At 34.3% G+C, this 13292-nt stretch carries 10 protein-coding genes; 8 read left to right on the plus strand and 2 right to left on the minus strand.

Going from position 1 to position 13292, the window contains the following annotated elements:
- Positions 1–89: 89 nt before the first annotated feature.
- Complete coding sequence (locus M886_RS05645; RefSeq protein ID WP_048050840.1) at positions 90–746, plus strand: HAD family hydrolase; 657 nt, start codon at positions 90–92, stop codon at positions 744–746.
- Between the two features lie 90 nt (positions 747–836).
- Here the strand turns inward: M886_RS05645 and M886_RS05650 are convergent, their stop codons facing one another.
- Positions 837–1976 carry a UDP-N-acetylglucosamine--N-acetylmuramyl-(pentapeptide) pyrophosphoryl-undecaprenol N-acetylglucosamine transferase gene (locus tag M886_RS05650; RefSeq protein ID WP_048051651.1) on the minus strand — a complete coding sequence of 380 codons (1140 nt, stop codon included), beginning with the start codon at positions 1974–1976 and terminating at the stop codon, positions 837–839.
- Positions 1977–2486: 510 nt separating this feature from the next.
- Positions 2487–3071: a metal-dependent hydrolase gene (locus M886_RS05655; protein ID WP_048050841.1), complete on the minus strand. Its 585-nt coding sequence runs from the start codon at positions 3069–3071 to the stop codon at positions 2487–2489.
- A 763-nt stretch (positions 3072–3834) separates the two neighbouring features.
- Here M886_RS05655 and M886_RS05660 point away from each other — a divergent pair.
- The 7 genes from M886_RS05660 to M886_RS05690 all read left to right on the plus strand — a co-directional run bounded on the left by M886_RS05660 (position 3835) and on the right by M886_RS05690 (position 12935).
- Positions 3835–4749, plus strand: a complete 915-nt coding sequence (locus tag M886_RS05660) for a glycosyltransferase family 2 protein (RefSeq protein WP_048050842.1) — start codon at positions 3835–3837, stop codon at positions 4747–4749.
- 99 nt (positions 4750–4848) lie between these two features.
- The gene (locus M886_RS05665) at positions 4849–5400 is read left to right on the plus strand and encodes an acyltransferase (protein WP_015411974.1); all 552 of its coding nucleotides are present in this window, start codon (positions 4849–4851) and stop codon (positions 5398–5400) included.
- 39 nt (positions 5401–5439) lie between these two features.
- Positions 5440–6267: a polysaccharide deacetylase family protein gene (locus M886_RS05670; RefSeq protein ID WP_048050843.1), complete on the plus strand. Its 828-nt coding sequence runs from the start codon at positions 5440–5442 to the stop codon at positions 6265–6267.
- Positions 6268–6502: 235 nt separating this feature from the next.
- On the plus strand, positions 6503–7570 hold the full coding sequence (locus M886_RS05675) for a glycosyltransferase family 4 protein (RefSeq protein WP_048041871.1): 1068 nt from the start codon (positions 6503–6505) through the stop codon (positions 7568–7570).
- Positions 7571–7666: 96 nt separating this feature from the next.
- Positions 7667–9892: a DUF2206 domain-containing protein gene (locus M886_RS05680; protein WP_048050844.1), complete on the plus strand. Its 2226-nt coding sequence runs from the start codon at positions 7667–7669 to the stop codon at positions 9890–9892.
- A 76-nt stretch (positions 9893–9968) separates the two neighbouring features.
- Complete coding sequence (locus M886_RS05685; RefSeq protein ID WP_048050845.1) at positions 9969–11240, plus strand: oligosaccharide flippase family protein; 1272 nt, start codon at positions 9969–9971, stop codon at positions 11238–11240.
- Between the two features lie 678 nt (positions 11241–11918).
- Positions 11919–12935 (plus strand): methyltransferase domain-containing protein, encoded by a 1017-nt coding sequence (locus tag M886_RS05690; protein WP_048050846.1) that lies wholly within the window; start codon positions 11919–11921, stop codon positions 12933–12935.
- The last annotated feature ends 357 nt before the right edge of the window (positions 12936–13292 follow it).

Consider the following 13292-nt stretch of genomic DNA (forward strand, 5'->3'; position numbering starts at 1 on the left):
GTGATTATTTTTAAATTTCAGGGCAGAGATTTTAATAAGTTCCTTTTTTTCATAAAATATATCACAAATCATAACAATCTATCCTATGGATGTTAAAAGCAATCATTTTCGATATGGATGGGGTTCTTGTGGACTCCATGCGTTTCCAGGCTGACGCATGGGCAAAAGCTTTCCAGGATGCTGGTATCAATATTGTGCGGGAAGATATTTACGAGCTCGAAGGTTCAAATGATAAAAGGCTGATAAAATCTATCTTCAAAGAAGCCAGAAAAGAGCCTGAACCCGAGCATTTTGAGCGCTTGCCTGAAAAGAAACGCGATCTTCTGGAATTTGACAGAATAAAACCTTTTGAAGGCATTCCTGAGTGCCTTGATGAATTGAAGCGGAACTTCAGGCTTGCCATGGTTTCTGGATCGAACCGGAATACAGTAGGAAAAATTGTAGATAAGTTTTTTTCAGGCTACTTTGATGTTGTTATAAACGGGAGTGACCTGGAACGCGGGAAACCCGATCCAGACCCTTATCTCAAAGCGCTTGAAATGCTTGGTCTGACAAAAAACGAATGTATGGTAATTGAAAATGCACCTTTTGGAATTACCGCTGCCAAAAGGGCGGGGCTCTACTGTGTCGCGGTTGCAAGTATGCTTGAGCCTGAAAAGGTACAGCACGCTGACCTGGTGCTCGAAGACCACGCTTCTCTATTCGATTATCTCAGAAGTCTCATACCTGGAAAACCGCAAACATAAAGAACCTGATTTTTTCCTGATAACCCTCACTCAGGCCTGTTTAACCGGCAAAGGCTCTATGCAGGCGTCGAGCGAGGGGTAAAGGAATTTTCAGGAGACTTTTTTCCCGGCTTCTTTTTCCAGCAGTTCCCTGACTGCTTTTGGGCCGTCAAGTTCGGACGAAAGCCGCTGCAATTTTTTTACTTTATCTCTGTATTTCTTGTCTTCAAGAACTTCCCTTATACATTCCAGAATGACTTCAGGTGGGGTAGAATAACTGAGCATTCTTCCATAACCTTCCTCTTCAACCACTGCAGCGTTGTTTTCCTGTTCGCTGTGCCCCTCGTCAGGAAAAGAAAGAATTGGGGTTCCAAAACTTAAAGCTTCCATCATTGTACTGTGCCCGCCTGGAGCTATTACGGCATCTGAATTCCTGATATATGGAAAAGTATCTCCTACAAACCTGAGGATCTGAACGTTTCTGGGGATTTCTTTGAACCTTGAGGGGTCAAGGTTGGGGCCAGAAATTAGAGTATAATTTATTCCGGGGTCGAGTGCAGCAGTTGTGAGCACTTTTCTGAAAATCGGTTCCCTGTAGCCGAAACCTCCTATCAGGGAAACAACATGAGGCTTTTTCAGAGGGATCTGTTCCACTTCTTCATACTTTTCTTTTACAAGAGGGCCGCTGTAATACAGCTTTTCCCGGAGTCCGGGGGCAAAATTCAGATTTTTTCTGCAAACCGTATATGGAAGGGGATAATCAGGAATAATTATTTTATCGGTTTTTTCAAAGACTTCCCTATAGAATTTTTTTGTCAGATCTCCGAGAAGCCTTATAGGAACGCCCCTGTTTTTGAAGAAGTCTTCCATATTTGACTGGTTAATAATAAGATACACAGGGATATTAAGAAGCATAGCTGCAAGAGTTCCCAGGTAATAGCTGTCCGAAACCACCACATCCGGTTTGAAGTCTTTTATAAGTTTCAGAACCTTTGGACCTCCAAGTATCCGGGCATTTTTGAGGGTCGCTTCTATTGAGCCCGAAAGGTCAAACCCTCCAGCTTTCCCGACCAGTTTTATCTCCGAAGGTATTTCCTGTACCCGATAACCTGTCTTTTCAACCACTTCTTTTGAGTAACCGTAAGCCCCGAATACTATCTCGTGCCCTGCAGCAAGAAGTTCTTTTCCCAGTGCAAGGCAGCGGCTGGTGTGGCCAAGCCCTTCTCCGCATATGAATATAATTATTTTCATCCTGGCTTTCTCCCTTTCCCGAATATACTTCCCTGGTTCTCTTTTTTTTGAATTTTGCCCTGTAATATACATAATATGCATTATATGCATTTTTTATCAAAGTCATTTCCTGTTCTAGAGGAAGGTAAACTTTTTTAAACATAACTTAAATGTGAGTACAGATTTAAATGGAATTCTCCAGATGCTGGTCGCGACCTGCAGAGAATAAGTTTCAGAACTTTTTATAAATGAAAGGAATAAAACTCAGATGTAAATACAAAAAACGCTCATGATATTCTTGGAATAACATGCCCAAAAAATGAAAGTATCTGGAAGTACTTTCATGCCAAGAAGAGATTCAAAAATAAGATCAAATTGAAAATAAGTACATTAGCGAATTAATAACTCCTTGCTTACGGAATAACTCTCATTGATTGCATGCCCTTTAGCTTATTAGTATGGTTATTTTAACTGCCATTTGATAATCTTTCTTTTTCTGCAAAATAAGTATAGCAAACACTTCAGACTTATTTATCCTTTAAACTCATATTTGAACTCAAAGCCAAAATGATGCAAGGAATACAATGCCATCATTATTAAGAGGCAAAGAAAAGAAACGGATACAAAAGATATTATCAGATAATTTAAAACTCCGGTCTCCAGGAAGCTTATGTTCATAAATGGGAATATGCTAATTCTTTCGCTGTATACTGGATAGAAGTAGTAACAACTGGCTCCGCAGGCATCATCAAGCAAGAGATGAGTAGAGAACGCGACCTCGCCAAAAAGGCCTAGATGTATTGCTTTAGCAACTTTCTGGTATACAACATATCCTGCAAATGTTCCCAATACGATAGCAGAAAAACTGAATATAAGTGAGTGTGTCGGGATAGATCCAATCCAGCAATATTCAATGGTGCCGTTTACGAATAAATTATAAATGATCATGACGTCTGGAAGTAGCGTACATACACTGCCCACCAGTAATAACAGGAGTAAATTCAATGAACTCCCAAAAGTAGCCTGCCTTTGAGAAATTGATCTGAAAGTAGCATAAACAGCTACTGCACTGACACAGAATACAAAGAACAAAATGTGCACAACTGGATAGGGCATGAAAAGCTACTCCTTTAAATCTAACTTGTTTTTGGTTGACAACTCGTTTTTTACTTTATGTTCTGATTATTTTTTCATCTGTTCAATATGCCGTGCTTAATTAAAAGTAGTAATTTCTATAAAACTATTAGAGAAAATGTAATTAGAAATCTTTGTTAAGATCTCATATACTGATTTGATTGGCAAATCTTAAAATGTGAGTATTCTTGATGATATCTTGATTGGCAAATCTTAAAACGTAAATATTTTTGATGATAACTTGATTGGCAAATCCCAAATGTGAATATTCTTGCTGATGATGTTTTTGACACTTATCCTATTATCTCAGGTGCACAATTCTCCGCTCTATCTAAAAATTTAACTCTTAAGCAGAGAATCTTTTTCTTTTAAAATTAGATTTAAAATTTGAGATATAATTATAAAAATTAAGAAAGTAATTTTCACAGAATTTGATGATATTCCGTTTTATGGAGCCTCATTTAAAAAATATGGAATATTATTCTCATATTTCATCTTTTATATAAATTTTTTAGGAACTATCTTTTGAATACATTTTGTTAATATCTGTTTAATGGAAATTTATAAATCTTCTCCTTATCGACTAATCTTCATATCACTATCTAATTTAAGAAATATTTCTTCTTCTACGCTTTTTTATTTCATTGTTATCTAAATGAATAATAAAAAAAAAATTTGAAAACCAGGCTAATTCTATTAGCTTTAAAACTAGAATAATTATCCTCCAGAAAGGGAGTTTTTGTATTTGACTCTTACAATTGCAGCAATGCCTGCGTACAATGAAGCACATGTGATCGCAGAAGTGATTTTGGGATGTAAAAAATATGTAGACAACGTCATTGTGGTAGACGACGGCAGTTCTGATAATACTGCAGAGGTTGCAAGATCTGCGGGAGGGTATGTAGTAAAACATGAGGTGAATAAGGGATACGGTGCGGCTCTCAAATCCTGCTTCAAACTGGCTCGTGAATTTAATGCAGATGTAATGATAATAATGGACTCTGATGGGCAACATAACCCGGATGAGATTCCTCGGCTGCTAGAACCTTTAAAACATGGTGCAGACCTTGTAATTGGCTCCCGATTTATAAATGGTAATGGGAAAAATGTGCCAGCCTACAGAAAGGTTGGTATGAAAATTCTCGATATTGCCACATACCTTGCGGGAGGGATTCTCGTTACAGACTCCCAGAGCGGTTTTCGAGCTTATGGAAAAAAGGCTATTGAAAATGTTCGTTTCGACGGGAATAACATGTCTGCAGGTTCTGAAATTTTACTATATATTAAGGATCACAATCTTAAGTTTACAGAAGTTGAAATTCACTGCAGGTATGATCTTGATCAGTGTTCAAGCCAGAATCCTTTTTTGCATGGTATGGAGGTGGCATTTCAAATTTTAAAGAATATGGGATTTAGAAGACCTCTGTATTATTTTACGGTTCCAGGAATATTGCTGATTGCCGCTGGATTGCTTATAGAAATAGCATTTTTACATTTAGTAGGGAGTTTCGGTTTTGGAGTGATTTCATTAATTTTTTTGATGATTTTAACTGGGATTTTTATGGTGTTTACGGGGGTTATACTTCATTTAGTCTCTAAGATGATTTCTCAAATAGTACCAGGTCAAAAAGGAACTGAATCTCTTAATGATGGTTCTTAAACGCAGGCATGAACAAATCCAATGAGTCATTTTCAAAGTGAATAATAACTTTTTATTGTCTTATCAAATTTACTTATTAAATATGGTGTGGGGGTCTGAATGGAACGCTTTGAGGAAGCTAGCATACGTATGGAATGCCCTGAAAAAATTAACGAAAGAGAACTTATGGAGTATTATGGTTACACCGGTTCATTCGGGGTGATAAAATTCTATTTCCGTTATGCATTTAACTGGATATTACAAACAATGGCTAAAATTAGTCCTCATTACGGAATATCTGTAAAACTCCAGCGGATGAGAGGTGTAAATATCGGGAAACACGTATTTCTGGGGCCTGGTGTCAATCTCGATGATCTATACCCTGAATTAATTACAATTGAAGATTACGTCGGTATCGGAATGGGAACAATGATATTTGCGCATTCTAATCCCACCTGTTCCCCGTATCTTAAAACAAAGTACTATCCGAGGGAAGTAAAACCTGTAACTATAAAAAGTGGGGCATGGATTGCGCCCGGGAGCATAATTCTTGCAGGTATTACAATTGGGGAACATAGTGTTGTTGGCGCCGGGAGTATGGTTATGAAAAACGTAGAACCTTATACGGTTGTAATTGGGTGTCCTGCTAAGGTTCTAAAGAAACTTGAATAATTAGTGCGGTTTACTTTGGGGATTTCTGGGGGGTTAAGAATGATTAATGCACTAAGTTTTGATCTGGAGTACTGGTATACAGCAGAACTTGTTTGCAGATGTGTACCTGACGAAAAAGAAGATCAAGTAATAGAAGCTGTATATCCCTTACTTGACCTGTTAGACGAATACAATACCAAAGCTACATTTTTTGTTTTGGGGAAATTAGCAGAAAAATACCCTGAGTTAATAAGGGAAATCTCTGAAAATGGTCACGAAATTGGTTCTCACTCATATTCTCATAAAACTCTTCATGAACTTGGGATAAAAAACTTTGAATATGAGATTGAAAAGACTAACGAAATTTTGAGATCAATTACTGGAAGGTACCCTCTTGGATTCAGGGCTCCGACATTCTCAATTGATAATACGAATAAATGGGCTTTAGATATACTGGTTAAAAATGGTTACAGATATGATTCCAGCATTTTTCCTGTGAAAACAAACTTATATGGAGTCCCGGACGCCCCAGTTGTTTCTTACAACCCTTCCAGAAATGATATTACTGTACACGATCCAGATGGCCCGATAATAGAATATCCTTTAAGTGTTATAAAGTTTGGAATTAATATTCCGATTTCAGGAGGATTTTATCTCAGGCTTTTTCCAATATCTTTTTTGAAATATGCTATAAATAGAGTCAATATGGAAAGATCTGTTGTTATATACATGCACCCATGGGAAATGTATTCACATACACGGAAGGTTCAACTTCCTTTAGTTTCTCATTTCATTACATATTACGGGGTTAATTCTGCCTTTAATAAATTAGATTATTTACTTGCAAATTTCAAATTTTCTCCAATAAAAGAGGTATTGGGTTTATGAAATTTGATTTACGCATTTATTCCGGATATTCCCGAAAATTTTCTTCTCAAACTTAAAACATCTCTAAATTCGCAAAAAAGAAAGGACTTTGTAAAATTGCATACTGATGATGATTCATTTAAAGGTGATTTTGAACATTTTGAATTATGAGGTTTCAAACAATCATTGAAATATAAACTGACTTGGGGGCGGTTTTATTAGAATATGTTTCATTTTATTGATAAATAAAGGTGGGATGGTACACTATGTCTCGCAGCTTTGTAATTCTTTAGCTGATTTTAGTGCTGAATGTGATGTTTATCTAATTGCTCCAGAAGGTATTAATGAAAATCTCTTTAATAGTCGTGTAATTTTGAGAAAAATTCCTTCTATTGATCGACATGGGTATCGAATAGATCTGATGGTTAAGTATCTTTTGGATATTGGTCCCGATATCATACACACCAGTATGGTGCATCCATTCATAGTTCCTTTACTACCGGTCTTAAAAAAAATAGCTCCTGTTGCTGCTACAGTGCATGACGTTCAGTTACATTCTGACCAAAAGAATCTCATCTGCGACATGAGTACATTAATTACTTCCAAACTTGCGGATTTGGATTTTGTCCATGGGGAAAAACTCAAATTAGAGTTGATTAAGAGAGGTGTTTTGAATTCAAAAATATCTATTATACCTCATGGGGATTACTCCTTTTTTAGCTCCATAATTCATAAAAAAATTAATGAAGAAGAAAATACAATTCTATTTTTTGGCAGAATACTTGAGTATAAAGGAATAGATTATCTAATAAAAGCAGAGCCTCTGATATCCGAAAAAATACCCAATATTAAGATAATTATTGCTGGTAGTGGTGATTTCTCTAAATATGAAAGCATGATAAATAATAAAAATCACTTTGAAATAATCAACGAATATATCCCGGATGAAAAAGTTTCTGAATTATTTCAAAAGAGTTCAGTTGTCGTTCTTCCTTACGTTGAAGCGTCACAAACCGGGATAATTCCAATAGCTTACGCTTTTAAAAAACCTGTAGTTGCAACAGATGTGGGAAGCCTCTCGGAAGTTATTGTAGACGGTGTTACAGGCTTTATCGTACCACCTAGAGATTCTAAACTTCTAGCCGATTCTTTATTAAATATCTTACTTAATAAAAATCTAAAGAATAGTATGGGTAGTGCAGCATATGAATTTATGAAAGAGAATATGTCATGGAAAGGGATTGCTCAAAAAACCATAGTAGAGTATCAAAAACTTCTGGGGAATTTCGAAAAACCCCGGTATTTAATAGGTAGCTTGCAGTAATTATCTACCTGTTTATACAAACAACACTCTTAAATAAAAAAAATTAAATTTCTCTTATTTGAGGATTAATTATCTTACCAGAAGAGGGACCATCTGATGATAATACCTGACTTATTTAGATTAAACGATTGGAGTACAAGAAGGTTTAATCTATTTATATGGTCTATTCTGGTAGCTTATGATTTTTCTTTTATCTCAAATGTGCCTTTATATAGCATAGAAATATTGTCGAAAATACTCGGATTTGTTATTCTTACCTTCATTCCCGGATACATTATCTTAAGAATTTTTAAAGTACATGATATCGATAGAGTGGTAACCCTTCTATTAGCTGTTGGTTTGAGTCTTTCTTTTATTATGATCTTTGGATTTACTGTGAATATGTTTCTTCCATATATTGGGGTTTCAAAGCCAATTTCAACTTTTCCTCTTTTCTATTCTTTAAATATTTCAATTTTAGTCTTGATGATTATTTGTTATTTCAGGGATAAAGAATTCAATTCATCTCAAAATCAGTTACGTATTACATTTTCTCCGATGTTATTCTATTTGATTCTCCTGCCTTTATTCAGTATATTTGGAACAGAATCTGTGAATCATTATAATTTCAATGTGCCTGTTCTGATATTACTTTTTGTAATATCATTATCCCCCATATTAATCGCTTTAGATAGAATCTCAAGGGACCTTTATCCTTTTATGATTTTATCCATTTCACTCGCAATACTGTATAATATGAACTTAATTTCAACTCATTTATGGTCTTATGATATATTTTATGAAGCACATACTTCAAAATACGTCCTAGAAAATGGCATATGGAATCCAGGTAATAAAACCATGGTACCTCTCCTTTTATTCACTATTTTAAGTCCAGTTTATTCTTTAATTTGTGATTTAAACGTTATATGGGTTTTCAAGATAATATTCCCATTTTTTTTCTCGTTAACCCCTCTTGCCTTATATTATGTCTATAAAGAACTGGATTTTGGAAATTACAAAATAGACTCTGAAATAGCAATGCTATCAGTATTCGTATTCATATTTTTCTATGGATTTTATAAAGATATGCCCGATAAACAGCATATTGCAGAGCTATTTCTAGCGCTTATTTTGATTCTAAGTATTTTTAATACTCAAAAAAGAATTCTTCTTTTTATATTTTCTTTTTCCTTAGTGGTATCCCATTATGGTATAAGTTATTTTTTTGTGTTTTCTCTTATTTTTGTATCCATGATGAGCAGATTTAGAGTTAATGCGGATACCTCCTTTTTAACACCAACCTATACTCTTTTGTTTTCTGTACTCACATTCAGCTGGTATATCTATATCTCAGCTGGAGATGTATTTGAGGTTATCACTCAGGTTGGGTATCACTTTCTAAGTGGTATAAAGGATATATTTCAAGCAAATGATGATGGTAGATCAGCTTCAGCTTATCTGTCATATCTCTCTAATGGAATATTATGGGTTATTTATATGTTAATACATTTAATTCTCCAGTTTTTTATATCTATCGGGGTCTTGAATCTATTGTTATCTATTATGCATAAAAAAACTAAATCCTTTGAGATTTCTCTACTTACAATTATTTTTTATGCGTTTCTCTTTGTCCAATTCTTTAAAACTTATGGAATGGGACTCGATAGAATTTTGCAAATAACTTTGATTTTATTATCTCCTTTATCAATTTGGGGGTATAGTTTCTGTGTAAAAAATCTAAATAGTGTGTATGCGCGTATTATTTCTAAAAGGATTTATCGTAATAAAGAAAATGGAAATCTAAATTTAATTTTTGAATCCACATTAACCAGAAACGAAGCTATTAATAATAATCACAAAACTAATCTCTCTAAAAAGGCAAGGCTCTGTTTTTCTATATTTTTAATGATCTTTTTTGTATTTAATTCCGGATTTATATTTTGGATGACTGGATACCCACTTCCGGGCTACTGTATAAATATAAATCCAAATTCCGGTTGGCCTGTTTATTCTGAAAGTGAGATTTGTGGAGTTGACTGGCTCAAATCTCACGAGAATGAGCATAATAGAATAGCTGTATTCAACCAGTGGGATACTATAAAGAGCAGAGATGGTTTATTAGTCGCAGAAAATTTCTACTCAAAGGATTTAATCCCAATTCAAACAAACACAACAACACTATATAATTCATATTTATTTCTCGGGAAATATTCCGTGGATAAAGTAGAAGATGGTGAAGAAGACGTGGATTTACAAGACACATTATTTTATAATTCCACATTAAAAAATTCTAATAAAATATATAATAGTGAAAAATCCCATTTATATCTGGCGGAGTAAAAAACAATTTTGCACAGGGATCGTAATAAGCAGGCAAGAAAACTATTAAACTAATGACAAATGAAGGAGTTCGACAATGATTTCATACATTCAAACAAAAATACATCACATTAACTTCCTTCATGACTCTTTATTTAAAAATGCTTTTTTTCTCATGCTCTCAAGTATATCTACTGCAGGTTTTGGCTTTATTTTCTGGTTTCTGGCTGCAAAATTTTATTCCGCAAGCGATGTGGGAATTGCAACTGGAATTATGTCCTCAATGACATTAATTGTTAATTTATCAAGATTTGGCCTTGATTATTCAATTATCCGTTTTTTTCCCACGCATGATAAGTGTAAGGTTTTCAGCACATCTACAGTTATTTCAACATTAATTGCATTAATCTTTGGCTTAATATTTATATCAGGGATAAATTCTTTTTCACCAGAACTCTCTTTTTTAAGATCACCACTATATACTCTTTTTTACTTCATATCACTTACTTCGAGCTCAGTAATATTCATGGCGGGTATCTTTTTTGTCGCGATTAGAGAAGCAGAATTTCAATTGTATTTGAACCTGATTGTGGGTTCCAGAGTTCTGTTCGTGATACTATTTATCTCTCTGGGAGCTATTGGAATTTTCTATGCGGTGGGTGCCTCATTCTTTATTGCATTTTTTATTTCTTTAGTTCTAATTTTGAAGTCCGGGACTGATCTAAAACTGAAAATAGACCGTAAATTTTTGGCTGATAGTTTTAATTTCTCTGCCGGGAACTTCCTTACAGGTTTGTTTATGACTGTTCCGAATACGTTATTGCCAATTATGATCCTGAATATGCATCTGGTTGAACAGGCAGCTTATTACTACATTGTCTTTGGGATTGTGTCTTTATTATTTATGATTCCAGAATCTATCAGTACATCTTTGTTTGTTGAAGGGAGTAATGGTCAATCACTGAAAAAAACCGTTATTCAATCACTTGTCATTATATTTTTGCTTCTAACCCCAATTGCGTTATTTTTCTACTTATGTGGCAGCTTGATACTCGGATTTATTGGGCAGGATTATGTTGCAGGGGGTTTAGGTGTTTTCACGCTAATGATTTTTGCCAGCTTTTTTGTAGTGGTGAATAATATCTATTTTGCAATAAAAAGAATTCAGAAAGATACTAAGGAAATTACATTACTTAGCGGAATAATTTTTGTTTTGTTAATAGGATTGGCTTATCTGCTTATACCTGTTCTTGGAATTGAAGGGATCGGATATGCCTGGATAATCAGTTACGGAATTGGAGCGTTAATAATTATAATTCAGGTGTTCAGGAAGGCCAGGTTCCAGAATTTATTGATAAAAGCGATGTAACAGTATTACATAAATTACACAAATGTAAGACTTACAATTTTTGCAATAATGTTATGGCACAATTGGTAGCAATAAAGTGAACTCGCAGAACCCTATGGCTCGTAATGGTTATAATTAGGAATACTACAGTTTTTGGTAAGACCTGAAGACTTTATTTTTGATTAATTCCATAATTTTTGGCAGTGTACCAAAAGTCCTGTACTGTTAGGAATTCATGCAGGCTCCTTCCGTTCTCAAGGGGGAATAGGATATATGGGCATGAAACTGCACTTGAGATGCTTTATATCTTTTGGCTTTCTACGCCTTAATGATCCCGGTTCTTTCAGGTATAGGAGATTCCCTGTTATACAGTTCTCTTTACAGTCCTCTTGCCTGGTTTTCTCTGTGGGTTGTTCGAATGTGGTGATAGCAATTACTATCACAGATTCTTAATACGAAAAATAATTTAGCAGAAGCAATAACAGTTAAATGTTTTGAAGCTAACGCTTATATGCCCTCAGATATACATTCGGAGGTTTACACTTTTTCCTCTAAAAAATAATAAAAATTTTATTCAAAAAAATGTGATATAAAAAGGAAATATCCTCCTAAATAATAGCTAGTATAACTATTTTTCTTATTCCCTATTCTTTAATATTAATATAGTTAATCACGTTTAGTAATAAAAGGGGGTTTATTGTGTATAAAAGTTTTTTGAATACTTTATCCTGTCCACGTTGCCTGGGAAATCTTCAATTAAATGAAATTCAAAATGAGATGGATAATGTCACTAAAGGAAGCCTTCATTGCATAAATTGTCATTTAAATTTTGATATCGAAGAAGGAGTTTCTATTTTTGGTCTAAAGCTTGATCATAAGGAAGAAAGAATAAAAGAGATCAATGCTGAAAATGAATGGACTTCTACTGCTAATGATCTGCAACCTCATATAAATTTTGCAAAGTCTAGTTCTCAAAAAGGTAAGCAGATTATCGATTACATAGAAGCTTTTGATGAGAACTCTATGAATAGAAGAAAGGTATTAGATATCGGGTCCGGTTGGGGGTGTTTTCAGGCTTGGCAGTTTGCGAGTAGGGGTTATGATGTAACCGCCACAGAGATATGTCCGGAATTTATCTTTGCATCAGATAAGGTAGTAAAAGAATGTTATTTTGAAAGAGTGATTACTGACTGTACAGTGCTACCTTTTAAGGATCAATCATTCGATATAGTATTTTGCAAGGAGACTCTTCATCACATCAATGATCCTAAATCTCTTTTAGATGAAATCTGGAGAGTTTGTTCCCCAAATGGACTAATTATCATCAAAGAACCCTGTGTGTCATCATTGCTAAAATTATTTATCACAAAGGTTAATAGAGCAGCAAGAATTGGAATTACACATCATTTTCGCACATCTAATGAATATATGGAAACAATAAATGATATCACATCTAATCCTGTAATTAACCGTGAAAGCTTCACAAAAGATTTTCGTTTTATTAGATACATACCATTTTCAGATTTTATAAATAATCTCTCGATAATTATCTTAGGATCCGACTTTGAAGTGTTTGGTATTAAACGAACAGACTATAAATCTGAAGTTCAGGTAAATAGAGAAATAATTCCAATAAATATAAATGAATTGAACCTTGCTCAAATTAAATATTATAGAGATGATCTAATTCCTGAAGTTTTAAAGCTTTTCTATTAATTTGGCATGAAAGTACTTCCAGATACTTTCATTTTTTGGGCATGTTATTCCAAGAATATCATGAGCGTTTTTAAATACTTAGCTTCCCGTTCGGGTATTGTTTATTTAACTGGAATTTCCTGCAGCTTCCGGGAATGGACAGATTTCCCGGAATCTGTTGTTACATCTTCGATTTATATTCTTAATTACATTTTTACTGTAAAGAGGATAAGCATGCAAACTATTGTGAATCTCATCCAAAAAAACGGTTTTATTCTCAGATCAATAAGATTTTTTAATTTAGTTTCATTATTTGAATATTTATTTTCTAACTTTCACTATCCAATGAAGTAAATTTAATTATTGAGTAATGATACA

This window comes from Methanosarcina soligelidi (assembly GCF_000744315.1).
GTDB classification, from domain to species: Archaea; Halobacteriota; Methanosarcinia; order Methanosarcinales; family Methanosarcinaceae; genus Methanosarcina; species Methanosarcina mazei.

Coding starts and splice junctions, on each gene's coding strand:
- M886_RS05655 (WP_048050841.1), bottom strand. CDS start 3,071: ATGCCCTATCCAGTTGTGCACATTTTGTTCTTTGTATTCTGTGTCAGT.
- M886_RS05650 (WP_048051651.1), bottom strand. CDS start 1,976: ATGAAAATAATTATATTCATATGCGGAGAAGGGCTTGGCCACACCAGC.
- M886_RS05680 (WP_048050844.1), top strand. CDS start 7,667: ATGATAATACCTGACTTATTTAGATTAAACGATTGGAGTACAAGAAGG.
- M886_RS05685 (WP_048050845.1), top strand. CDS start 9,969: ATGATTTCATACATTCAAACAAAAATACATCACATTAACTTCCTTCAT.
- M886_RS05665 (WP_015411974.1), top strand. CDS start 4,849: ATGGAACGCTTTGAGGAAGCTAGCATACGTATGGAATGCCCTGAAAAA.
- M886_RS05675 (WP_048041871.1), top strand. CDS start 6,503: ATGGTACACTATGTCTCGCAGCTTTGTAATTCTTTAGCTGATTTTAGT.
- M886_RS05645 (WP_048050840.1), top strand. CDS start 90: ATGTTAAAAGCAATCATTTTCGATATGGATGGGGTTCTTGTGGACTCC.
- M886_RS05670 (WP_048050843.1), top strand. CDS start 5,440: ATGATTAATGCACTAAGTTTTGATCTGGAGTACTGGTATACAGCAGAA.